The 21,411-nt window shown below is 44.2% G+C and carries 25 protein-coding genes; 12 read left to right on the top strand and 13 right to left on the bottom strand.

Annotation, left to right across the window (positions count from 1 at the left end; all coding sequences use genetic code 11):
* Positions 1 to 213: 213 nt before the first annotated feature.
* The 7 genes from P2W76_RS00125 to P2W76_RS00095 all read left to right on the top strand — a co-directional run bounded on the left by P2W76_RS00125 (position 214) and on the right by P2W76_RS00095 (position 6,386).
* Positions 214 to 1,014, top strand: a complete 801-nt coding sequence (locus P2W76_RS00125; protein WP_276345400.1) for a sulfite exporter TauE/SafE family protein — start codon at positions 214 to 216, stop codon at positions 1,012 to 1,014.
* Positions 1,015 to 1,177: 163 nt separating this feature from the next.
* Positions 1,178 to 2,575, top strand: coding sequence for a rhodanese-like domain-containing protein (locus P2W76_RS00120; RefSeq protein WP_276345399.1), 1,398 nt, complete (start codon positions 1,178 to 1,180; stop codon positions 2,573 to 2,575).
* 108 nt (positions 2,576 to 2,683) lie between these two features.
* Positions 2,684 to 3,241, top strand: a complete 558-nt coding sequence (locus P2W76_RS00115) for a YeeE/YedE thiosulfate transporter family protein (RefSeq protein ID WP_276345397.1) — start codon at positions 2,684 to 2,686, stop codon at positions 3,239 to 3,241.
* 18 nt (positions 3,242 to 3,259) lie between these two features.
* Positions 3,260 to 3,673 (top strand): DUF6691 family protein, encoded by a 414-nt coding sequence (locus P2W76_RS00110; RefSeq protein ID WP_276345396.1) that lies wholly within the window; start codon positions 3,260 to 3,262, stop codon positions 3,671 to 3,673.
* A 104-nt stretch (positions 3,674 to 3,777) separates the two neighbouring features.
* Positions 3,778 to 4,407 carry a Crp/Fnr family transcriptional regulator gene (locus P2W76_RS00105; protein ID WP_276345395.1) on the top strand — a complete coding sequence of 210 codons (630 nt, stop codon included), beginning with the start codon at positions 3,778 to 3,780 and terminating at the stop codon, positions 4,405 to 4,407.
* A gap of 134 nt (positions 4,408 to 4,541) precedes the next feature.
* The gene (locus P2W76_RS00100; RefSeq protein ID WP_276345394.1) at positions 4,542 to 4,964 is read left to right on the top strand and encodes a hypothetical protein; all 423 of its coding nucleotides are present in this window, start codon (positions 4,542 to 4,544) and stop codon (positions 4,962 to 4,964) included.
* A 27-nt stretch (positions 4,965 to 4,991) separates the two neighbouring features.
* Positions 4,992 to 6,386 carry an MBL fold metallo-hydrolase gene (locus P2W76_RS00095; RefSeq protein ID WP_276345393.1) on the top strand — a complete coding sequence of 465 codons (1,395 nt, stop codon included), beginning with the start codon at positions 4,992 to 4,994 and terminating at the stop codon, positions 6,384 to 6,386.
* On the opposite strand, the gene P2W76_RS00090 is transcribed toward P2W76_RS00095, so the two are convergent.
* The gene (locus tag P2W76_RS00090; RefSeq protein WP_276345392.1) at positions 6,331 to 8,883 is read right to left on the bottom strand and encodes a cation-translocating P-type ATPase; all 2,553 of its coding nucleotides are present in this window, start codon (positions 8,881 to 8,883) and stop codon (positions 6,331 to 6,333) included. The genes P2W76_RS00095 and P2W76_RS00090 overlap by 56 nt on opposite strands.
* Before the next feature lie 224 nt (positions 8,884 to 9,107).
* Positions 9,108 to 9,557 carry an SRPBCC domain-containing protein gene (locus tag P2W76_RS00085; RefSeq protein ID WP_276345391.1) on the bottom strand — a complete coding sequence of 150 codons (450 nt, stop codon included), beginning with the start codon at positions 9,555 to 9,557 and terminating at the stop codon, positions 9,108 to 9,110.
* Between the two features lie 327 nt (positions 9,558 to 9,884).
* Here P2W76_RS00085 and P2W76_RS00080 point away from each other — a divergent pair, with 327 nt between their 5' ends.
* Entirely contained in the window at positions 9,885 to 10,733 is an 849-nt protein-coding gene (locus P2W76_RS00080) for an SDR family oxidoreductase (RefSeq protein ID WP_276345390.1), read from the top strand.
* A 199-nt stretch (positions 10,734 to 10,932) separates the two neighbouring features.
* Entirely contained in the window at positions 10,933 to 11,706 is a 774-nt protein-coding gene (locus P2W76_RS00075; protein ID WP_276345389.1) for a 3-hydroxybutyrate dehydrogenase, read from the top strand.
* A gap of 30 nt (positions 11,707 to 11,736) precedes the next feature.
* Here the strand turns inward: P2W76_RS00075 and P2W76_RS00070 are convergent, their stop codons facing one another.
* From P2W76_RS00070 to P2W76_RS00040, 7 genes are all read right to left on the bottom strand, one after another.
* Positions 11,737 to 12,153 (bottom strand): arsenate reductase ArsC, encoded by a 417-nt coding sequence (locus P2W76_RS00070; protein WP_276345388.1) that lies wholly within the window; start codon positions 12,151 to 12,153, stop codon positions 11,737 to 11,739.
* A gap of 14 nt (positions 12,154 to 12,167) precedes the next feature.
* On the bottom strand, positions 12,168 to 12,728 hold the full coding sequence (locus P2W76_RS00065) for a DUF6428 family protein (RefSeq protein ID WP_276345387.1): 561 nt from the start codon (positions 12,726 to 12,728) through the stop codon (positions 12,168 to 12,170).
* Between the two features lie 37 nt (positions 12,729 to 12,765).
* A complete protein-coding gene (locus P2W76_RS00060; protein ID WP_276345386.1) occupies positions 12,766 to 13,095 on the bottom strand; it encodes a metalloregulator ArsR/SmtB family transcription factor in 330 nt (109 codons plus the stop codon).
* Positions 13,096 to 13,217: 122 nt separating this feature from the next.
* The gene (locus P2W76_RS00055; protein WP_276345385.1) at positions 13,218 to 13,940 is read right to left on the bottom strand and encodes a YoaK family protein; all 723 of its coding nucleotides are present in this window, start codon (positions 13,938 to 13,940) and stop codon (positions 13,218 to 13,220) included.
* A 24-nt stretch (positions 13,941 to 13,964) separates the two neighbouring features.
* Positions 13,965 to 14,390: a DUF1801 domain-containing protein gene (locus P2W76_RS00050; protein ID WP_276345384.1), complete on the bottom strand. Its 426-nt coding sequence runs from the start codon at positions 14,388 to 14,390 to the stop codon at positions 13,965 to 13,967.
* A 460-nt stretch (positions 14,391 to 14,850) separates the two neighbouring features.
* Positions 14,851 to 15,054: a helix-turn-helix transcriptional regulator gene (locus tag P2W76_RS00045; protein WP_276345383.1), complete on the bottom strand. Its 204-nt coding sequence runs from the start codon at positions 15,052 to 15,054 to the stop codon at positions 14,851 to 14,853.
* A gap of 2 nt (positions 15,055 to 15,056) precedes the next feature.
* Entirely contained in the window at positions 15,057 to 15,677 is a 621-nt protein-coding gene (locus tag P2W76_RS00040; protein WP_276345382.1) for a DUF2975 domain-containing protein, read from the bottom strand.
* A 704-nt stretch (positions 15,678 to 16,381) separates the two neighbouring features.
* Between P2W76_RS00040 and P2W76_RS00035 the strand changes: the two genes are divergently transcribed.
* On the top strand, positions 16,382 to 17,512 hold the full coding sequence (locus P2W76_RS00035) for an alkaline phosphatase family protein (RefSeq protein ID WP_276345380.1): 1,131 nt from the start codon (positions 16,382 to 16,384) through the stop codon (positions 17,510 to 17,512).
* 60 nt (positions 17,513 to 17,572) lie between these two features.
* Here the strand turns inward: P2W76_RS00035 and P2W76_RS00030 are convergent, their stop codons facing one another.
* Positions 17,573 to 18,124, bottom strand: coding sequence for a hypothetical protein (locus P2W76_RS00030; RefSeq protein ID WP_276345379.1), 552 nt, complete (start codon positions 18,122 to 18,124; stop codon positions 17,573 to 17,575).
* 143 nt (positions 18,125 to 18,267) lie between these two features.
* Between P2W76_RS00030 and P2W76_RS00025 the strand changes: the two genes are divergently transcribed.
* Both P2W76_RS00025 and P2W76_RS00020 read left to right on the top strand, forming a co-directional pair.
* Positions 18,268 to 18,780 (top strand): hypothetical protein, encoded by a 513-nt coding sequence (locus P2W76_RS00025; RefSeq protein WP_276345378.1) that lies wholly within the window; start codon positions 18,268 to 18,270, stop codon positions 18,778 to 18,780.
* Positions 18,781 to 18,791: 11 nt separating this feature from the next.
* Entirely contained in the window at positions 18,792 to 19,172 is a 381-nt protein-coding gene (locus P2W76_RS00020) for a winged helix-turn-helix domain-containing protein (RefSeq protein WP_276345377.1), read from the top strand.
* 107 nt (positions 19,173 to 19,279) lie between these two features.
* Here the strand turns inward: P2W76_RS00020 and P2W76_RS00015 are convergent, their stop codons facing one another.
* The 3 genes from P2W76_RS00015 to P2W76_RS00005 all read right to left on the bottom strand — a co-directional run bounded on the left by P2W76_RS00015 (position 19,280) and on the right by P2W76_RS00005 (position 20,870).
* A complete protein-coding gene (locus tag P2W76_RS00015) occupies positions 19,280 to 19,762 on the bottom strand; it encodes a DUF305 domain-containing protein (RefSeq protein WP_276345376.1) in 483 nt (160 codons plus the stop codon).
* A gap of 129 nt (positions 19,763 to 19,891) precedes the next feature.
* Positions 19,892 to 20,140, bottom strand: coding sequence for a GIY-YIG nuclease family protein (locus P2W76_RS00010; RefSeq protein WP_276345375.1), 249 nt, complete (start codon positions 20,138 to 20,140; stop codon positions 19,892 to 19,894).
* 274 nt (positions 20,141 to 20,414) lie between these two features.
* Positions 20,415 to 20,870, bottom strand: a complete 456-nt coding sequence (locus tag P2W76_RS00005) for a JAB domain-containing protein (RefSeq protein ID WP_276345374.1) — start codon at positions 20,868 to 20,870, stop codon at positions 20,415 to 20,417.
* Between the last annotated feature and the right edge of the window lie 541 nt (positions 20,871 to 21,411).

Raw genomic sequence — 21,411 nt, 5'->3', positions numbered from 1 at the left:
TTTTGCAGAACCCCAAAGCCTCAAAATTACAAAAAACAGGTTTACCCGGTGCCTGATAGAAGGCTCTAATTTGCACTGTTGTGTAATTTTTCTGCTGTTGGCAATGACAGAGGTTTCCGTATGCTGTAAGTGTATTTTGGTTTTGAGGAGTGTAACTTTTGTAGCCGTGTCGGATTTCTTCTATTAGGACCTTTGTACAAATAACGGTTAGACATGATAATTATAGGTTTAGTATTGGCAGTAGTAGTTGGAGTATCACTGGGATTAATTGGAAGCGGCGGCTCTATATTGACAGTCCCAATACTTGTTTATGTGATGAAAGTGGATCCAGTCCTAGCAACAGCTTATTCACTATTTATAGTAGGAATCACATCCCTGGTGGGCGGTGTTCAAAGTGCTGTTCAAAAGAAGGTTGACTTTAAAACGGTACTGATCTTCGGCGCGCCGTCGATTGTCGCAGTTTACCTTACCCGGCTATGGTTGGTTCCGTTCATTCCGCAGCATATAGCGTCTATCGGAACATTTGACGTGACTAAACCTATAGCAATGATGCTGCTCTTCGCAATTGTCATGATCCTGGCTTCTTTCAGCATGATCAAACAAGAGAAGAGCCCGGCAGGTGACGATAACATCCAGTTGAAGTATAACTATCCAATGATACTCATGGAAGGATTCGGGGTGGGGATACTTACCGGACTAGTCGGTGCCGGTGGCGGATTTCTCATCATTCCGGCGCTTGTTTTATTAGCGAAGATGCCCATGAAGCTTGCTGTCGGAACATCGCTTTTTATAATAGCTGCCAAATCTTTATTTGGCTTTGCAGGCGATCTGCAGGCAAGCCAGACAATCGATTGGAAGCTATTGAGTGCATTTACAACATTGGCTACTGCGGGTATTTTTGCCGGAATTCTATTATCAGCGAAAATACCGGGTAAGAAACTTAAGACCTCCTTTGGCTGGTTCGTTCTGATAATGGGAATCTATATCATCATAAAGGAAACTTTCTTAGTTTAATGGGTCGCGTAATTGCTTAAAATCGAGCTGATTGGTAGTGAGATCCGGAAAAGGTCGCGCCGGAAGAGGCTGAATGCAACTAATGTTACCTAAACCAGCAGAAAATCCCCGGAGATTTGTATAAACATTTAATCATCAATTAATACCCTTTAAACCAATTATTATGTTTTTTCAACGCGTTTATGATAAGAGCCTGGCACAGGCAAGTTATTTTATCGGTTGCCAGAAAGCCGGAGTGGCTGCGGTTATTGACCCTAAAAGAGACGTGGATACCTATTTGGAGATAGCTAAGGCTAACAGTATGACAATTACACATATTCTGGAAACCCATATCCATGCCGATTTCTTGTCTGGCTCCAGAGAGCTCGCCAGCCTTACTGGTGCCAGCATGTATTTATCCGACGAGGGAGGCGATGCCTGGCAGTATGAATTTTCCCATGTGGGGCTGAAAGATGGCGATCAGCTCCCCCTCGGCAATCTCTTGCTTGAAGTTCTTCATACTCCCGGGCATACCCCTGAAAGCATCAGCTTTCTGTTAACCGATACACCGGCAATCGATAAACCGGTCATGCTATTTACGGGTGATTTTGTGTTCGTCGGTGATATTGGCAGGCCAGATTTATTAGAAAAGGCTGCCGGTATGCTCGGAACGCAGGAGCTGGGGGCTAAGCAAATGTATGTCTCGCTCGCTAAATTCAAAAACATACCTGATTATGTCCAGGTCTGGCCGGGGCACGGAGCCGGGTCTGCCTGTGGAAAATCACTTGGCGCAGTGCCGGGCTCAACAGTGGGATATGAAAAGCTAAGCAACTGGGCTTTTCGATTTGAAAATGATGAAAAGGGTTTTACTGATTTCTTGCTGGAAGATCAGCCTGAGCCGCCCAAATATTTTGCGATGATGAAAAAGCTCAATAAGGTTGACCGGCCATTGTTAGCCAAGGTGCCTAAGCTCAAAGCGCTTTCAGCAGAAGAACTCAGAGTTAACCTGGCAACGGGATTGACGTTGATTGATGCCCGCGAAAAAAAGGCGTTTGCAGCCGGGTTTATTCCCGGAAGTATCAATATTCAGGGAAATAATTCCTTTTCCACCTGGGCTGGCTGGTTCTTAAAGTATAATGAGCGCTTTATGCTCCTGGCGGACGAGGATCAGCTGGACGACCTCACCCGAAAATTGATGCGGATCGGTCTTGATAATATTGAGGGTTATGTTTCCGGCACTTCTGTATGGGAGGAAACCGGCGGCGTTTTACAAAAAGCTAACGTTATTTCACTTCAGGAAACAAAGACACTGATACATAATAATAACGTACAGGTCATAGATCTGAGAGGAGCCGCAGAATATAAGGCCGGGCATATCGCCCAGGCTAATAATCTCTTTTTAGGGAACCTGCCTGAAAATATCGATAAGATAAGTAAGGATAAAAAAGTGATTATTCACTGCCAGGGCGGCGACCGGGCTACAATAGGTTACTCAGTACTTGCCCGGAATGGGTTTACCAACGTGGCCAATTTTTCAGGAAGTATCAATGAATGGGTTAGTGCAGGAGAAACACTTGTTTAAATATCAAAATAAATAGTTCTTATCCGCCGATGCCAATCATGCCAACAACGCTATGGAAAGCTTAAAGATTCTCATTATTTCATTTCATTTAAATTCACGTATCAAATCATGAGCGAGTTCATTACACAGACATGGACCTGGTGGTTTTCCGGAACTATGATAGCCGCTATTATGTTCTTCCTGCTATATTTTGGACGGTACTTTGGTTTCTCTTCAAATTTACGGACGATTTGTGCGGCAGGCGGGCTTGGCAGGCGGGTGAAATTTTTCGACTTTAACTGGAAAAGCCAAACGTGGAATCTGGTGTTTTTAGCAGGTGCTATTATAGGAGGATTCATAGCAAAGGAGTTCTTGTCCTCCGGAGAGCCAGTTCAAATTTCACAGGCGACTGTTTCCGATCTACAGAAACTTGGTTTTGCCGCGCCCGAATCATTGCAGCCAGCGGAATTATTCAGCCTGGAATCCGCATTTTCACTAAAGGGATTCCTTATTCTGGCACTGGGCGGACTTATGGTCGGATTTGGTTCCCGTTACGCCGGCGGCTGTACATCCGGTCACGCTATCAGCGGCCTGTCAAACCTGCAGTTGCCCTCGCTTATAGCCGTAATTGGCTTTTTTCTCGGCGGCCTGGTCATGACCTTTCTTATTTTTCCTTTAATCTTCTAATCTTGTTTACCCTAATCTATGAAGTTTATAAAATTTCTTTTGCTCGGCAGCCTGTTTGGAATTTTAATGGCGAAGTCAGAAGCCATCTCCTGGTTTCGTATTCAGGAAATGTTTCGTTTCCAGTCCTTTCATATGTATGGAATAATTGGCACAGCCGTGATACTGGGTGTAGCCGGGGTGGCGCTGATCAAAAAGTTCAATATACGCGATTATCAAGGTAACCCTATATTATTTAATCCTAAAGATAAATCAACGACCAGATATCTGGCTGGTGGTTTTATTTTCGGACTTGGCTGGGCGTTGAGTGGTGCTTGTCCGGGTCCGATGGTTGTGAACGTTGGATACGGCTTTTTAACAATGATCATTGTTTTCTTCTTCGCCCTCGTCGGCACTTATTTATATGGCGTGATTAAAAACCAGCTTCCTCATTAAAATACTTATCGAAGAAATTCAATGGGATAATGACTAATTTACATGGGTTATTCTAAGTCTGGCTTTAGTAAATTCGGATTTAACACAAGCTTAATTTGATATTTATGATTAACGCACCCGGATTCGCTTCAACATTTGAACCCGCTCTGTTAGATGAAATTCATGAATACGGGGAAATAAGATATTTCGGGGAAGGCGACATCATTATGGACTACGGCAAATACATCAGGATGATGCCCATCATTGTAAAAGGAACAATAAAAGTCCTGCGTATGGACGAAAGCGGGAAAGAGATCCTTTTGTATTATTTGTCGAGCAATGAAAGTTGCTCGATGGCATACAGTTGCTGTGTGCAGGCCAAACGAAGCGAAGTCAAGGCAATTGCTGAAGGCGACGTCGAATTGATAGCTATACCTCATTCCAAGCTGGATGAATGGTTATGCAAATATCCGAGTTGGAAGAACTATATCATGAGAAGTTTCAGTGAACGCTTTCTGGAACTGCTTAAATCTATTGAAAGTATAGCTTTTCATAAATTGGATGAACGCCTCATCTCCTATCTTAAGGAAAAAAAGCGATTGTCAGGGTCCAGTATTATAAGAGTTTCTCATTATGCGATCGCTGACGATATGGCAACATCCCGGGTGGTTATTTCCCGGCTGCTCAAGCAACTGGAGAACGACGGAAGGATACTGCTTTACCGGAATGAAATTAAACTGTTAAAGGATTTCTAACTCATGCGGTTCTTTTCCAGGATCTACTGTAGGGCTTAGTGCTATTGATGAAAATCATTACTGCATGTGACCTGCATCACTATTGGTGTTCTGCATAAACAGCAAATTTGAGTGCGCCGGACAACCAGCTGGCGATGAACAGACCTGGAGCTATGACACATTCAAAAGAAGCAAGTATATCCTTTTATCAACTGTTGGGCAAAGTCTTCTATGCTGTTGCAGCCGCTGATCAGCGAGTAAGGAGCGAAGAACTGGAAGTTCTAAGAACTATTATCAGATCCGAATGGCTTGATGTTGATCAGGCAAGGGATGAGTTTGGGACAGACTCAGCTTTCCAGATCGAAGTCGTGTTCGACTGGCTTGACGACCAAAAGATGAATGCAAGCAGTATCTTGAGCAGTCTGCAGGCTTTCAAAAGCGATCATCCCTCATTCTTCACGAAGCAGGTAAACGATCTGATCTTAAAAACTGCCAAAGCAATTAGCTCCTCATTTCACGGAAATAATAAGTCGGAACTGGTGGTTTTAAGCAATCTTGAAGCAGTTCTGGCAAAATAGATCGAAAAAGACTCTCTTACTTTCCCTATGAATAATATGATCGTACTGCAATCTCTGGGTGCAGCCGGAACCGTAACCGGGTCCAAGCACCTGCTTAAAACACCGGGATTAAATATATTAGTTGACTGCGGACTCTTCCAGGGAATAAAATCTCTGAGGGAGCAAAACTGGCAATCACTACCCCTTCCTGCCCGGGACATCGATGTGCTTATCCTGACACATGCCCACCTGGATCATTGCGGATATATTCCCCTCCTGGTAAAGTCCGGATTTAAAGGAAAGATCTACATGACCCGGCCTACTTCTGCGCTTACTAAACTGATCCTTCTTGATAGTGCAAAGATACAGGAGGAAGATGCTGAACGGGCTAACCGATTCCGTTATACAAAACATAAGCCTGCTTTAGCCTTGTATACTGTCAGTGACGCTGAAAGATCTTTCGAACACTTTGTAACGATAGGGAACGACGAGTTCGTCCAGCTCGATGAATCTGTAAACTTCAGGTTTAAATTAAGTGGTCACATTCTGGGTGCCTGTTCGGTTGAGTTAAATTGTTTTGGCAAGACCATCGTATTTTCCGGAGATATTGGACGGGTTAGCAGTCCTGTGCTGGACAGCCCTGACTATTTTACGTCGGCCGACTATGTAGTCATGGAATCAACTTATGGAGATAAATTACATAGTACAGAAGACGCGTCTGAACAGTTAGCAGAGATAATCAATGAAACTATTGCGCTCCGGGGTAATATTTTGATCCCGAGTTTTGCAGTCGGCAGGGCGCAGGAGCTGATGTACCTGGTTACACAGTTAAAAGAGACCGGTAAAATTCCGCAGACTATCCCGGTCTTTCTGGACAGCCCGATGGCGGCCCAGGCTACAGATATCACTCTTCAGTTTCCCGAATTTTTTAAAATAGATAAGAATGCCTGGGCTCATGTCAAAAAGCAGGTCACTATTAACCGGGATTTTAGAAATACGCGGGACATTATCGAAAAGAAAGGCTCCAAGATCATCATCGCTGCGAGCGGAATGCTATCCGGTGGACGTGTACTTGAATACATGAAGCACTACGTCGGCGATAGCCGGAATGTTGTTTTGCTCATGGGATACCAGGCAGAAGGTACCCGTGGCAGGGCGCTTCAGAACCAATCGCCCGACATTAAGATCCATGGACAATATTACCCGGTAAAGGCGCGGGTCCAGGAAATCAGCAGTCTTTCAGCGCACGCCGATCAGTCGGAATTACTGCACTGGCTCGGCAAGTTCAAAAAGAGACCAACTCAGGTGATGCTGGTGCATGGCGAACCTTGTGCCCAGGAAGCTTTGCGTGTTAAGATTCAGGATACGTTTAAGGTCCACGTGAAAATTATGCAGCAGAATCAGGACGTGCTTCTGTTTGTAGACAAAGATGCGTCTGCCTGAACCGTCTCCGGGTATTCCACTTAACTATTTCGTACCAGATAACTGACAGGAAGCCGGTACCGATGCTTAAGGCTAACTGAGGAAGGGAAAGCGGGCTGAGCTCGAAAAATCGCGCGAAAGGCTTTACGAAAATCAGCATTCCCGTAGTGACTACCGTTATCGATATCATGTAAAAGACCATATTATTATGATAGGCGAGCGTTTTGAGAAAAGAGTAGTAAAAAGAACGGTTGGTTAGTGTCAGAAAAATATTAGCGGCTATCAGCGTCGCAAAAACCATGGTTCGTGTTTGGCTCTCCTCTGCATTACTGCTCACTGAGTATTGATACATAAACAGGAGGCCGGTGGTGATGGCCAGGCCCTGTATAATGCTGGTAGCAAGTTCGCGCGTTCTGAAAAAGGTATCGCTTAAAGGGCGCGGTGGCTGGCTCATAATATTGCGTTCTGCCGGCTCATTTTCAAATATTATTGAGCAGGTGGGCCCCATAATGAGCTCCAGGAAAATAACGTGGGCCGGCGAGAAGATAGCAGGATATACCCAGCCCAGAACCAAGGGGATGAACACGATCAGTATGATCGGAATGTGAATCGATATAATGTACTGGATAGCTTTTTTAAGATTAGAATAGATGCGGCGGCCCATGTGGACAGCTTCCACCATCTTGCCAAGGTCATCATCGACCAAAACCATCGAGGCGGCCTGCTTTGCTATTTCGGTCCCTTTCTTGCCCATAGCAATGCCGATATGCGCAGCTTTCAGTGCCGGCCCATCGTTAACACCATCGCCCGTCATAGCAACTACTTCGCCCTTTGCTTTAAGAGCATTTATTATCCTCAGCTTTGCTTCCGGGAACATCCGGGTGAATATGTTTGTATCTGAAACGATCCTGGACAGGCCTTCTTCGCCGAGTTTCATCAATTCCTCGCCTGTGATACTCTTTTCACTGCCCCTAAACCCGATACTATTGGCGATTGCCGCTGTCGTTACCGGATTGTCGCCGGTTATTATCTTTACTCCGATCTGAGCGGCGTAGAAATTCTCAAGTACAGATCGTATATTTTCTTTAGGAGGATCGTAAAAAGCCACAAGTCCTTTAAATGTGAACCTGAAATCCTGCTGCTGTTCAGGGAAGCCGGTACCCGGCCAGGCACTCGTGCCAACTCCCAGTACCCGATAACCATCAGCACCAAGTGTATTTATCGCATCAGAGACCTGTTCCTTCTCAGCTTCAGAGAGGTCTGAAACTTTTAAAAGTGCTTCGGGCGCGCCCTTTGCAGCTATAATACGTTTGCCCTGATCATTTTCAAAGATGTGCGTCATCATAGGAGGCTTCCCTCCCAGGGGGTACTCGTGTATCATATAATACTGGTGGCGCTCGTCCTGAGGTGTATTACTGACATATGATTCGTGTAAAGCCACTTCCATAGGGTCGAAAGGGATGGGCTCGCTTGCCCACATCGCAGCGTTTATAAGAGCCCGCACGCTGGGACTCGAATCGGAACCCATGAAAATTTTATTTTCAGAATGGATGTACACTTTAGCCAGGGCCATTTTGTTCTGGGTTATGGTCCCCGTTTTGTCAGTACAAATTACAGACGCACTTCCCAGGGTTTCTACCGTTTTCATCTGTTTGACCACAACACCCATTTTCATCAGGCGCCAGGCGCCCAAAGCCATAAAGGTGGTAAAGGCAACCGGTATTTCCTCCGGAAGAATGCTCATAGCAAGCGTGAGGGCCTTGAGCAGGCTGTCCGGAAGGTCATATGATTTCAGGAAATTGATCAGCCAGACGAATATGAAGAAAATCACCCCCGTCACCACCATTTTCTTTACGAAGCTCCCTACCTGTAATTCCAGCGGTGTCTTTTCCTCCTTTATTTCAGTGAGGCTTTTGCCGAGCTTTCCAAGCTTCGTATTATTCCCCGTTTCGGTAACCCTGATCACTGCGAGTCCTGTTGCGATGGTCGTCCCCTGATAAACGCGGTTATCCTCTTTCGCGCGGTCTTTGAAAACGGCCATGGATTCACCGGTAAGTACAGACTCGTTCACCGAAAAATCATTGGAGTGAATAATAAGCCCGTCAGCGGATACAAACGTGCCCTCTTCAAGTACAAGGTTGTCACCAGGCACGAGATCATCACTGTTGATCTCTGTAAACCGGCCGTTGCGTATTACCTTTGCAACTGGCTGCGTGAACTGCTTTAGTTTTTCAAGCGCATTGCGGCTTCTCGAATCCTGAAAAAAAGAGATAGTAGCTACCAGAATTATTGCCACAGCAAGGAATAAGGCATCTGCTGTATTTCCGCTGACTAAATAGATCGTTGAGGCGGCCAGCAGGAGAAGCACCATAGGCTCCTGAATGATCGCCCTGATGATTTTCAAAAACTGGTTTTCCTCTTTCAGGCGCAGCTTGTTATCCCCGCTTTCAGCGCGGGCAATAAGTACTTGTTCGTCAGTTAAACCCGGGATGTTCGCTTTTGACAGGACAGATTGCATTTTTCTTATTAAATGGGAACTTCAAATCCCTTGCACAGGTTACCGTTCCCGTCTATTCATCCAAACTACCCGTCTTCAGTCGTAATAGTAACAAAACATTTCCTTTTAGGAAAGCGAATACTCAGATATCTTGGTACCCTTACAGTCCTGATCACCTGATGTGACAAAGTGGTAAACTGTTTTTCCGAGTAAACAAAAGAGGGCCGGCATCAATCAACGCGGGATTATCCGGACAATGTGCCGCTACGGATTAGCCCTTCAATTTCCCCGATCTCATCGCTGGAATTATATGAATTATACCATGACTCCGCTTCCGGGTCGACCGAGAGATCGCCTAAATGGAACTTCACCGCGGTACCATCCTTGTTTTCTTCCAGATGATACTCGTAGGTTACGCTGTGTTCCGGAACGGTGGGCGGCCAGCTTATATCGCGAAGCGAGATCACCAGTTTCTTTTCGGTTATAAACTCGATTACTTCACCTTCGAGATAGGTGCTACCTTCGTCATTGATCCATTGAATTTTGCTGCCTGACCGGAGCTTCCGGTTGCCTGCAACCTGCCCTGGCACAAACATCCATTGGTTAAAATATTGAGGCGTGGTAATTACTTCCCAAACCTGCTCAGGAGATGCCTTGATAGTCTTTTCCTTAATTACAAAAAGCTGTTTAGTCATTTCAGATTCTCTGTTTAAATATTTGCTGATCAGCGCCGTTTATTTCTTAAGCCAAGGTAGGGCTGGCAGCTGATCCTTCCGCGGGTCGGAAAAGACAAATAAGAGGGGGAATTGCGACAACCAGACGAAACAGCTTATCTGAAGGGACCGGTGATTGCTTGTGGCCAGCCATTTAAGCGGGGAATTCAGAAAAGCCTTGATCAGGATCAAGGTTTTTTCATGTTTATAAGCAATGAAAAAGGGTGGCTGATGCCTGTACTTTTGTATTGCCGGCAGATAACAAGAAAGCCCGCAGCCATTAATCTATAAACAATAAAAAAGCAAAACATGGAAATAGCAATCACAGGTGCTACTGGTCAGCTTGGCCAATTAGTAGTAAGCAAATTAAAAGAGAAGATATCAGCAAAGGATATCGTGGCAGTTGTACGTTCATCAGCGAAAGCAGCAGGGCTTGGTGTGGAGGTAAGAGAAGCCGATTATAATAGTCCTGAGGCACTCAGCGCTGCGTTGAATGGCATAGATGCCCTGTTGCTGATCTCATCCAGCGAGGTGGGCCAGAGGTTTGTACAGCACAGTAACGTTATTGAGGCCGCTAAGAATGCAGCCGTCAAACAGATCGTTTATACCAGCCTGCTGCACGCAGACACATCCGCATTGAGCCTGGCAGACGAGCACCGCGCAACTGAAGCCCTTCTTAGATCTTCGGGAATTCCGCATACGATCCTTCGAAATGGCTGGTATACCGAAAATTATACAGGATCCATCGGCGGCGCCCTTGCTGGCGGTGCATTTATAGGCAGTGCTGGTGAAGGTAAAATTGCTTCCGCTGCCCGCGCTGATTTTGCCGAAGCCGCCGTTGCTGTTTTAACAAGCGAAGGCCATGCAGGTAAAACCTACGAGCTTGCGGGTGATGAGGCCTATACCCTGAATGATCTGGCAGCGGAAATTTCACGCCAGACAGGAAAGAACATCCCTTACAAGAATTTGCCGGAAGCTGATTATGCAGGGGCGCTGACCGGATTCGGTTTACCGGAGGACCTTTCGCATGCTATCGCCGGATGGGATAAGGCAGCCTCGCAAGGAGCTCTCTTTAATGATGAGCGCCAGCTTTCGAAACTTATTGGCAGGCCTACAACGAGCTTATCTGCAGTCGTAGCAGAAGCGTTGAAAGCGTAATTATTGCCAGAGTATCTCTGGCGGTGCGTTAAGCAGCAGTTTCAGCGAGGTTACAAATAGGATGCAAATTCATGAATGAAAGGAGCGCGTGAATCAGGTGGGTTGGGAATACGGGAATTTACGTATTTTACACCTGATGAATCGTGCTGCTTTTAGTGAATCTTACATGAGGCCACGTTCGACATGAAAAGAAAAATCTATGCCCATCAATAACAAGATAGCGTTCTTAACCGGGTCGGCCAGGGGAATCGGGTTTGAGATTGCAAGGCAATTTGCCAAAGCCGGCGCTAAAGTGATCATTGCCGATTTAAATGATACGGACGTATCAAATGCTGTTTCATTATTAAAACAGGACAAATTGTATGTGTCAGGGATTACGTGCGATGTGACCTCGGAGAGCCAGATAAAGGCCGCAATTGCAAAAGCATACAAGACCTATGAGCGGATCGATATTTTAGTTAATAATGCTGGTTTACAGTTTATATCACCTATTGAAGATTTTCCACTAGAAAAATTTGAGGAGCTCATTAAAGTGATGCTTATTGGGAGTTTCATCACCACCAAAGAAGTATTTCCTGGGATGAAAAAGCAGGCATTTGGCCGGATCATCAACATGGCCTCAATTAATGGCCTGGTCGGGTTTTCCGGGAAGGCGGCTTACAACAGTGCCAAGCACGGCCTCATAGGACTTACCAAAGTTACCGCGCTGGAAGGCGCTGAATTTAATATTACAGCTAACGCACTTTGTCCCGGATACGTGGATACAGATCTGGTGCGAAATCAAATTTCCGAATTATCGAAATTGAGAAATATTCCATCCGAAAAGGTCATTGAAGAAGTCCTCTTTCCGCTGGTACCTCAAAAGCGATTGTTATCTCCGATGGAGATCGCAGACTATGCTCTTTTTTTAGCCGGTGCCGGCGGTGTTACCGGTCAGGCGGTTGTTATTGACGGTGGGTATACAGCTCAGTAGCATACGCGGGAATGGCCTAAGTTTCCGGTCTTATTTTATCTTCGATTTAACAAAGTCCGCCGCATACACCTTGATCATATCCCGGACCCGTCTGAATTCATTCATGATCTCCTCTTCATTGCCGGTTGCCTTTGCAGGATCAGGGAAGTTGTGATGAAAGCGCTGAACATTTCCCGGAAAGAAGGGGCAGGCCTCATTGGCATTATCGCACACCGTTATCACATAATCAAAAGGTATATCGATATATTCATCCACATGGTTCGAGGTATGCCGGGAAATATCAATGTGATCCTCTGCCATAGTCCGGATTGCCCGGGGGTTTACGCCGTGCGTTTCTACTCCCGCGCTATAAACTTCTGCACGGTTACCGGCGAAGTGTCTTAGATAACCTTCTGCAATCTGGCTTCTGCAGCTATTGCCTGTGCATAGAATTAATATTTTTTTCATTTCTCAGTTCCGCTTTAACAACACCCAGAGCCCGGAGTACAGGAATCTGCAGCTACGGCCAGGTTTTTCAATTTAATTTCAGGTTTTTCGGCAGGTGTGCAGCACTCGGCGCCATTATCATCCGTGCCACAGCTTCCGCCGCGCCCGATAGCTTTGCATTGCGTAAGATCAGGCTGCAGGTCTACGATAAGATCTTCACCCGCAGCGGTAATGCTGCCCGGAAACATCTGGCGGGTATCAAACTGTGAATTGCCGAACTCTATCTTCACTACAGCCGCAGGATCGAGCTGAAGCTTCTTCTCGACGATGTCGATGATAGACAAAGCTTTCCTGACCTTCATCGAACGCGCCTGTTGATTTTCAGACGGCTCCCACAGCTGGACAATGATCTCTGTCCATTTGTTCATAACACCGCCGCAGTCTACGGAGACAATAGGCGCCTGTTTAATCTCCGTGATGTGATAGGATGCGTCCACCCATTTGTTCTCAGCATATTGGAATTGGAGGTCCAGCCCTGGATTTTGCAGCAGCGCTTCCTTGAAGAGCTGCCAGTTTAAAGTTTGCGTCGTGTCCATATTATCGTAATATTACGTTTGATTTTGACAAATTTTTTTAGCAGCAGCTGGGGGTCGGTTTGTAAGACGCCATAAATTCAGAAAAGTAGCGTTCCATTAGCTTCCATGCCTCAGGGTCTATACAGTAACAAACGCTTACCCCTTCAATCGTACCTTGTATAATTCCGGCGCTTTTCAATTCCTTCAGGTGCTGGGAGATAGTTGCCTGGGCTAACCCAAGCTCTCCAACCAGGTCGCCGCAGATGCAGGTGTTCGCGATAATGATGCGCTGAAGAATGGCAATCCTGGCAGGATGAGCCAGGGCTTTAAAGAGCACTGCAAGCCTGTTCTGTTCGTCTGTAAAAATTTCCGTTTTGCTTATTCCCATTACATCGTAATATTACGATTGATTATCCGAACCTGCAAATATATATGCATATTTTTTCAGTCTCCCGGCGGGCTGGTACCTGACATTCCAATCCCCGCAGTCTGCCAGTGAATAATTATTCGCTATTTGACCTTACGCCTTATATGAAACAGCTGATAACGGATCGTATCGTAAAACATAGCAACAACCAGGGAAGCGGCTGCAAACAAAAGGGTCTTTAGACCATATATGCCGAATAGAAAGCCACCGGCCACACACCCGATAAAGAAAAAGCTAATGATCATTAACCGTAAGCGGATACTTCCTGACAGGCGTTGAATTTCAGCGGGTTTCCGGTAAAATATAAGTTGAGAAAGTTCAATCCCCAGGTCGGTAAAAAGGCCGGTTAAATGGGTGGTCCTGACTTTCGACGCCGAGATCTGGGTTACCAATGAGTTTTGCACTCCCATAGCAAACAACAGGGCGCATGCTATGGAAACTATTTGGAAAGGTTGGTCCTGCGGGTTATGGTAGAAGCTTATGAAGACCAATATGGAAGTTTCTATTAGCATTGGAAGTGCATGAGAAGCAGCCGGTTTTTTCCTGGATACCAACTCTATCAGCACATTTGAAGTAAAGGCTCCGAGCAGGAAAAATAAAATAAACAGGAGAAAGGACAGGGAAACGGAATAGTTATTCAGAACGAACTCTTCAGAAAAATAGGCAAAGTGACCAGTAACGTTCGTGGTGAGTATACCGAACGATAGTACCCCGGTAATGTTGACAATTCCTGCTGTGAGGGAGAGTGTAGAGGCTAAACGCAGATTGTGGATGTGCGTTCTTCTCTTCCCTTTATGACGAAACATTCATGAGTGCTTTACTAGTTTGTACTATATCCCATAATGGTTATTAACATAAGCTATCGACTCTTTGCACAGCTTTTCCAGGGTAGGGATATTGATATCAGCCAGCTTCTTTACATAAATACAGGCTTTACCCATTTTAAATTTCCCCAATTCTTCCAACAGCCGTTTATTTTCATCTGTAGGAACATATACATACAGTGAAAATTCCGCCTTACGTGGTGAAAATCCAAGGACAGGCGCATCGCCCTCGTGGCCGCTGGCATATTTATAATGATAGCTTCCAAACCCGATGATGGTAGGCCCCCACATGCGGGGTTCGAAACCCGACCATTGGGTCATGAGTTCGATCAGTTGGAAACTGTCGGCTTTCTTTTGTTCGTTATCAACCCAGGAGTTGATGAAGTCTTTTACGTCGGCGGCGGTTTCTGCAGTCTTATTTTTAGCGACCATTTTATGTCTATTAGCAAGACAATTTACGCAAGATATTTGAAGAATACAGTGGCCTCTAAAAACGGGGCGGTTGTAAAAACAAAGCCCGCTGCGCTGTTGGGGGACTTTGTTTTACTGATTACTTTTTGCAGCAGCAGCTGTCTTTAACACAGCAGGTGCTGTTTTTCTTTGCGCAGCAATCTGCACTGTTAGCATATAATGTGCTACCTGTAACAAATAACGCTACAACGGCAGTTAAAATCATCTATTTCATTAGAATATAATTTATTTTTATCGTTCATGAAGCTTGCTGCCTGCCGTAGTGATCGTGTCTTATGTCTTCCAGTTGTCTTAGTCCTGTCTTTCTTCAGTCTTATATCAGACTCCCAATTTGCCCGAACAAAATGATTTAAGAACGCTTCGCTGAACTTAATCCAAGGGGTGTCAAAACTTCGACTTAATTGTGTAGTGTCAACGATCTTTATTTTTTGTACTCAAGAATATCTGCCGGCTGACAATCCAGGATTTCACAGATCTTTTCAAGTGTTGAGAAGCGAATGGCCTTCGCTTTGCCTGTTTTCAGGATTGAGATGTTCGACAGCGTAATATCCATTTTTCCGGCAATTTCCGACAAGGACATTTTCCTTTTGGCGAGCATCACATCTAAGTTTACTATGATCGGCATAATTAAACGGTTAAGCTGTGTTCTTCATAAATCTCAAGACCCCGCTTGTATACAACTGCAATAATCAGGATGATTAGGCCGATGATCAGATTATCTCCTTTTTCGGTTATTTGGTGAAGGGTATTTTGCTGCATGGCATTGTTAAGGAGTTTACCAAGTACGAAATAGTGTATAAAACCAAGCACTTCCGAAATGATGTATAAATACGCAGCCGTGTGTAATAACCTGACAACACGTGAGTTGAATGGCGCATCAAGGCTAATCTGACTGAAAATTTGCCAGAACATTCCTAAGATCAGAGCTCCCAGGCTCACAAATATGAGGGTAGATACCATGTAGTAATATCCAACTGGTGAATTTGGCCTGATGTCTACTGAATAATTTGGCTTATTTTGTTTATACCGGGCAGCTTTATCTGGCGAATAGATGAAGCTGCTTGCCTCATCTGTTGCCGTACCCATAAATTCATGCCGCATGTTATCATCCTGTATTGTGATATAACTATCCGGATTATTTTCATACAGTGTGGATGCATATCGCACGGTCATACCCACGGTGACCAGAACGACAAAGCAGCAAAGGATTGCCGTTGCCCATTTAAAAATTGTCAAGATCAGTTTCATTGTTTTTGAATTTGTTTATTCAAAGGTAATAAATAGTATTTGATAAGCAATATATATTTATTGTTAAACAATAAATATATATTGACAATAATTATTGCTCTATTCTGTCTTACAGCTGACCCCGAGGTTGGTCACATGTTTATTAGGCAACGATCTGGGATAGATTGGTCGACCCCGAAGGTGGTCGCATGTGTTAAGTGTCATTATTATACGACTGCCTTCGGGGCCGGCACAACGGGATAGCATGATTTTCTATAGGCATTTGACCCCTTCAGGGTCATTAAACGAAGATAAAAAGAGCTTGAAAAGAAGCGTGTCCACGGTAGCCTCACGCCTGACACAGGCCGTCAATCAAAACCCTTCGTGGCAATTCGCGGCAATCTCACGGCAAGTTTCAGCAATTGGCGGCAAAAATTTGGCGGTTCTTCGCTTTATATCCACGTTTGTGTTGTACCGGTACATAACAGATTTTTTAACCATTAGATTTTAAAAGCATGGGAACACTTAGAACAGAGGGAATGGGACCTTCCTCGGCAAAGCCGGAAGTTTTATCACCCAAGCATGCAAAATCCATATGGTAGATTCTACCTTTTATCAGATAGTGCTAATTTTCCAGAAAGGATTTAAGAGCGCTGGGCTAAACTTAAACCAATGGCGCATTTTCTTATTTTTATAGCTACCGACCTTAAATAAATCATAGATTAATGAAAGAAATAATCATCACAGGCCTTCTTTTTTGTGCGCTTGCTACAGCATCGGCGCAGAAAAAGAAAGCTATATTTATAATCATCGATGGGGTGTCGAAAGACGTCATCAAAAAAGTCGCTACGCCGAACCTGGACGCCACAGGTGTCTGGTTTAACAAGCACAATGTGCCTGACAATGCGATCAAAGCGCCGAACTATCACTATCCGACCATCTTTCGCCTGTTTGAAGACCAGTTTCCGGGCAGGAAGACCGCAATTTTTTCCAGCTGGCTGGATAATCGCACTAAACTGGTTGGTGAAGGCCTTGCCCAAACTGGCAACATCCGCCTGGATTACCATTTCGACGGCCTTGAACTGGATACTGTGAAATACCCGCATGACAAGTCCCGGAAATTTATGTCTGATATTGACCAGGCTGTTACCGATGCTACCGTAAGCGCCATCGGGGAAACAGCTCCTGATCTTTCCTGGGTTTATTTGGAGTTTACAGATGACATGGGGCATATGTATGGCGACAGCGAACAGTTCACCGATGCGGTTGAGCTGGCGGACCGTCGTATTGGCCAGATCTGGGCGGCCATTAAGGAACGCAAGGAGAAATACAAGGAGGACTGGCTGATCATAGTAACTACTGATCATGGCCGTGACGAAAAAACCGGCAAGGGGCATGGCGGACAATCAGACCGGGAGCGGGCTGCATGGATTGTTACGAACGTCAGGCTTAACGATCATGCAAGGCACGCAAAGCTGGTCAGCGTGGTAGATGTCCTGCCAACCATTGCCCGTTTTCTCGATATCAAGCTTTCTTCAGACAGGCAACGTGAACTCGACGGTATACCGCTGATCGGGAAGGTGTCACTGACGCGGCTCACTGCTGCCAAAGTTGCTGACGAGATCAAGCTCACCTGGGCGCCCGCCGAAAGTGAAGGAAAGGTGAAAGTCTGGCTAGCGACAACTAATAAGTATAAACAAACCGGTAAGGCTGATGCGTACCGTCTCGTGAGTGAAGTGCCGGTAGAACAGGGTAAGTTTGATATTGATCTAAGCCAGGAAACAGCTTCTGATTTTTATAAAGTTGTGGTGGAAGGAAGGTATAATGTAGTTAATAGGTGGGTGGTGGGTAGGTAGCGGGGGCAAGCTATCAGCCGCAATCAGAGGGTAAGAGCGATTCGCCTGAGGCCTTGATCCTCAGCAACCCCTATTTTTGCTGAAGTCACGTTTAAAAAGCACCTTGCTATTTCGCTCGATATAGTCGCCCGATACAATTAAATAGGGATGATTAGGCGAACGTCCTGCGCTGCGGCTTCTTATAGTTATTTTGTCGCCGGCTTTCAGGCTATTTAACAGCTGAAAATCCTTTGGAATAAATTGCATCATGTATTCTTCGCCATCGATTCTCACTATCAGCCCTTTTATCCCTGATGATTTCCCGCTGCGCTGAAAATTAGTAGATGTTACCGCGGCCTCCATATCGCTGAAAGTCTCCAGGTACTTCCTTATTTTATCATGACTGGCATGCACTTTTTTACCTTCAGGAGACGCTTCCCATAGTTTGAACTTTATACCGTCAGGAGTGTTCTCCCATATTTTCCTCGCTTCCAGGCCGGCTTTCCTGTCGGCAATAGAAAGCGGTTTCGGGGATGGCTTCAGAGAAGTTTCATTTTTAATTTCACGACCGGCAAATACTAGTCCGCTCACCACAACAAGGGGTAAGATCAGCGCAAAGATGACTTTTTTCATGTTTTTTGGGTTTATTAACCTATCTATTAATCGATAAGTAAAGCTACATCCTATCCTCGCCGGTAAAGTGTAAAGAGTTGTAAAACAATGTAAAATACCTTTGCAGTGTATCTGCTATCGGCGAGAATAGCTTACTTTTATATATGAATTTTAAGTACCTGTCAATTTTTATTGCTGCTTCTCTGCTTGTCTTTTTTTGTGCCGTTCGCGGAAGCCAATTAAATGATACAGATTTTGAGGAGGCGAAAGAAATTATCATTATGAGGAAAATCGGGCATGAAATACTGCTTCATGCCAGCGACAGTACGTCCAGAGTTTTGCCCGTAAAGCAGATCGCTGAAAATCAATATCAAATTCAATTTGCTAATCAGTTTGCCTTTAACCCTGATTCCCTTGTAAAGATTATACACCGAACGATAAAAGCCAGCCAGCTTCCTTCTGACTACATAGTAAATGTAATAGCGTGCGCAAGCAATGAAATAGTATTTGGGTATGCCATATTGGAAGCTGAACAGACTAATATCATTCCCTGCAGAGGCCGGGAGCAATCTAAAGACTGCTCCGGGAGCAATCTAAAGACTGCTATTCAATTACCATATCATTCAAGAATATCCGGCCTCTGGGTTTGCCGAATAAGTATCTTACTGCAGGAATAAGCCTCTTTGCGTTGGTTTTACTATTTTCAGGAGCACAGATTTATTATAGAAAGAAAAGCACAGCAGACAACAGCGACAAGAACCGGGAGGATAAATCGATCCGGATTGGGAAATATCATTTTTATCACGACAAGCAATATCTTACAGGTAATAATGAGCAAATTGAGCTTACCGATAAAGAGTCCAGATTGTTATACATTTTTGCAAGCACTCCTAATGAAATTATAGACAGAAGTAGGTTGCAAAAAGAAATATGGGAAGATGAGGGTATAATTGTGGGCCGCAGCCTTGATATGTTCATATCAAAACTCAGGAAAAAGCTGGAAAACGATCCCACAGTTAAACTTGTTAATATTCACGGGAAAGGGTATAAGCTTGAAATTAGCTCTTAAAAAGAGTTTACCAAGCCTACAATCTCAATTTTCTGAAAATGATGATCAAAAGCATTTAATCCTTTTGTTTAGGTTCTTACTGATTGCTAACAAGTATAAATACCAGGCTATTTGTCCAGTTGTGATAATTTAACTTTCATCTGTGCTATTTCAACCCGCTGGCTTTCGATTATTTTTGCTTGAAGTGTCTTGATCTCAGGGTCATTTGAGGGAGCTTTTTCACTCATTAAGATTGCGCCTGCATGATGCGGAATCATCGATTTCAGAAACTCCCTATCAGAAACTGCGGCCTGCTGTCTGATACAAATATATGAGCCTGCCAAAACAACTAAGCTACCTGCTATAATCACTGCATTGAGCTTTTTATTTGCATACATTCCTCCCATCACAGCCAACTCAATAACAATCATTGAAGCTGTCATCAACGCTGCCATGTAAAATTGATTAATGTTCGGAATAACATTGCCCCATGTATCAACCATTGCGTACATAAGTACGTACATAGAAATGTAAGAGAGCACAGCCATAATTAGTAGTTTTCTATAATGGTTGCTATGCCCGTGCGTCATGCTCATTTTCTTGTTTTCCATAACTGTAGATTTAAATTATCAATAAGTTAATGCAATACCAGTACCAATGTAACTATCATAGTGAGTATAAAAACTGAAATGCTTTACCGGTAGCAGGAAACAGCATCGAAAGCCGTCCGCCCCGGCGGATCAACCGCCCTTAATAATTTTCCAAATCTCATCTCTGCCTCTTGCGCCTTTCAAATTTTTCTCTCTTTTCATCGCTTCAGCTTTGGTTTGGAATTCCTCTGTGAGTACCAGTTCCCAGGGCCGGAATTTTATTGTCCAGCCTTTTGTTCCTAGCTCGTTGTGAGATTTGAACCGGTTTTGCAGATCAGATGTGAAACCTATATAGATTTTATTATGCCTGGCAGAATAAAGTACGTACACTTTGAACATTTGATAACCCTCCGGGAGGTGATGATACAATATCGGGGGAAATACGATAGTTATGGCCGAGTGTTCTTATTAATGAGCTATCGGCTATAACGAAAAAAGCCACCGAGAGGTGGCTTTACAAGTAGCGGGGAGCAGGATCGAACTGCCGACCTCAGGGTTATGAATGCGCTCATAAACACCTGAGCTACCTCCTCGTTGCTTATTTAAGCCTTTTGTGCAGGTTTATAAATAATTTTAATTCTCTGAGTTGACGCATTAATCTGTGTGTTTTTCTTCACATAAATCCGTCCTCAGCTAAGCTAAGATAACCATCTTTTGTAAGAATGATGTGATCTAGGATTTGAGTGTCTAATATCTTTCCACCTTCCGTTAATTTCCTTGTCAAGTGAATATCCGCTTCACTTGGATTCAGATTTCCACTTGGATGGTTATGTACTAATATAACCCCACTCGCCGCAGATTTTAAAGCAGCTGCAAAAACCACTTTCGGATCTACCAGAGTTCCACTTGTACCACCGACACTTATGTCAACTATCCCCAAGACTCTGTTGGCTCTGTTAAGAAGCACAATTTTAAACTCCTCAATAAATTCGATAATCTCAAAGTTCCAATGTTTCTGTAGGATCGAATAGACATCTTTTGATTCTGTGATCTTTGGACGATCTGATGCTTTTACTTTCGACTTGTAACTCAGTTGCACTTCAGCAACTTTCATGTTTTTACTTTCCATATTCTTTATTTGATTAATATGGAGCACAATCATGCTTTAAGATCAACTAAGCCAAGGAGGAGTGGAATAAATGGAATTGAGGGTTTAGGGTTGTGGGTTTATGCCAAGCTCCTTGAAGCGTGTTGAGCTTACAAGCATATTTTTGTGAGAATATCTAATGGAATAAATTGTAAAAGTCTGGTAGTCGTAGACAAAATCTTAAATATGTGTCTATATAAACCCTTTATTGACTTTGTCTAAATTCTTTCAGTCCAATAACGTCCTTTCTAATTTCCCTCCTCCATCCTTTGCCAAACTTCGAATCAAGATACTCGAAAATATATTTATTATATTCCACCGCAAACTTAGCTGTTGGACCTATGCAGCCAGATTCAAAGTATGTGATATTATATTTTTCTTCAAATGATCTATCATTTAAGTATACAATTGGTGCATCGCTGTAGCCTTCCCATTTTTAAGACACCGTTAATTTAGAGTTATTTCCTCAATTAATACATTCTTCGTGTTGACCTCAGTCTGTTGTTTGGAGATCATAGCAGGT

The organism is Daejeonella sp. JGW-45, from assembly GCF_029360805.1.
Taxonomy (GTDB): Bacteria; Bacteroidota; Bacteroidia; order Sphingobacteriales; family Sphingobacteriaceae; genus Daejeonella.
The sequence above is the reverse complement of the archived record's forward strand: the minus strand, read 5'-3'. Positions and strand labels throughout refer to the sequence as shown.

What these genes read in the sequence shown, in the direction of transcription:
- P2W76_RS00055 (WP_276345385.1), bottom strand. Translation starts at nt 13,940, where the DNA reads ATGTTTCGTCATAAAGGGAAGAGAAGAACGCACATCCACAATCTGCGT.
- P2W76_RS00030 (WP_276345379.1), bottom strand. Translation starts at nt 18,124, where the DNA reads ATGAAAAAAGTCATCTTTGCGCTGATCTTACCCCTTGTTGTGGTGAGC.
- P2W76_RS00110 (WP_276345396.1), top strand. Translation starts at nt 3,260, where the DNA reads ATGAAGTTTATAAAATTTCTTTTGCTCGGCAGCCTGTTTGGAATTTTA.
- P2W76_RS00010 (WP_276345375.1), bottom strand. Translation starts at nt 20,140, where the DNA reads ATGTTCAAAGTGTACGTACTTTATTCTGCCAGGCATAATAAAATCTAT.
- P2W76_RS00085 (WP_276345391.1), bottom strand. Translation starts at nt 9,557, where the DNA reads ATGACTAAACAGCTTTTTGTAATTAAGGAAAAGACTATCAAGGCATCT.
- P2W76_RS00025 (WP_276345378.1), top strand. Translation starts at nt 18,268, where the DNA reads ATGAATTTTAAGTACCTGTCAATTTTTATTGCTGCTTCTCTGCTTGTC.
- P2W76_RS00115 (WP_276345397.1), top strand. Translation starts at nt 2,684, where the DNA reads ATGAGCGAGTTCATTACACAGACATGGACCTGGTGGTTTTCCGGAACT.
- P2W76_RS00095 (WP_276345393.1), top strand. Translation starts at nt 4,992, where the DNA reads ATGAATAATATGATCGTACTGCAATCTCTGGGTGCAGCCGGAACCGTA.
- P2W76_RS00040 (WP_276345382.1), bottom strand. Translation starts at nt 15,677, where the DNA reads ATGAAACTGATCTTGACAATTTTTAAATGGGCAACGGCAATCCTTTGC.
- P2W76_RS00125 (WP_276345400.1), top strand. Translation starts at nt 214, where the DNA reads ATGATAATTATAGGTTTAGTATTGGCAGTAGTAGTTGGAGTATCACTG.
- P2W76_RS00045 (WP_276345383.1), bottom strand. Translation starts at nt 15,054, where the DNA reads ATGCCGATCATAGTAAACTTAGATGTGATGCTCGCCAAAAGGAAAATG.
- P2W76_RS00080 (WP_276345390.1), top strand. Translation starts at nt 9,885, where the DNA reads ATGGAAATAGCAATCACAGGTGCTACTGGTCAGCTTGGCCAATTAGTA.
- P2W76_RS00035 (WP_276345380.1), top strand. Translation starts at nt 16,382, where the DNA reads ATGAAAGAAATAATCATCACAGGCCTTCTTTTTTGTGCGCTTGCTACA.
- P2W76_RS00050 (WP_276345384.1), bottom strand. Translation starts at nt 14,390, where the DNA reads ATGGTCGCTAAAAATAAGACTGCAGAAACCGCCGCCGACGTAAAAGAC.
- P2W76_RS00065 (WP_276345387.1), bottom strand. Translation starts at nt 12,728, where the DNA reads ATGGACACGACGCAAACTTTAAACTGGCAGCTCTTCAAGGAAGCGCTG.
- P2W76_RS00070 (WP_276345388.1), bottom strand. Translation starts at nt 12,153, where the DNA reads ATGAAAAAAATATTAATTCTATGCACAGGCAATAGCTGCAGAAGCCAG.
- P2W76_RS00105 (WP_276345395.1), top strand. Translation starts at nt 3,778, where the DNA reads ATGATTAACGCACCCGGATTCGCTTCAACATTTGAACCCGCTCTGTTA.
- P2W76_RS00060 (WP_276345386.1), bottom strand. Translation starts at nt 13,095, where the DNA reads ATGGGAATAAGCAAAACGGAAATTTTTACAGACGAACAGAACAGGCTT.
- P2W76_RS00120 (WP_276345399.1), top strand. Translation starts at nt 1,178, where the DNA reads ATGTTTTTTCAACGCGTTTATGATAAGAGCCTGGCACAGGCAAGTTAT.
- P2W76_RS00005 (WP_276345374.1), bottom strand. Translation starts at nt 20,870, where the DNA reads ATGGAAAGTAAAAACATGAAAGTTGCTGAAGTGCAACTGAGTTACAAG.
- P2W76_RS00015 (WP_276345376.1), bottom strand. Translation starts at nt 19,762, where the DNA reads ATGGAAAACAAGAAAATGAGCATGACGCACGGGCATAGCAACCATTAT.
- P2W76_RS00075 (WP_276345389.1), top strand. Translation starts at nt 10,933, where the DNA reads ATGCCCATCAATAACAAGATAGCGTTCTTAACCGGGTCGGCCAGGGGA.
- P2W76_RS00100 (WP_276345394.1), top strand. Translation starts at nt 4,542, where the DNA reads ATGAACAGACCTGGAGCTATGACACATTCAAAAGAAGCAAGTATATCC.
- P2W76_RS00090 (WP_276345392.1), bottom strand. Translation starts at nt 8,883, where the DNA reads ATGCAATCTGTCCTGTCAAAAGCGAACATCCCGGGTTTAACTGACGAA.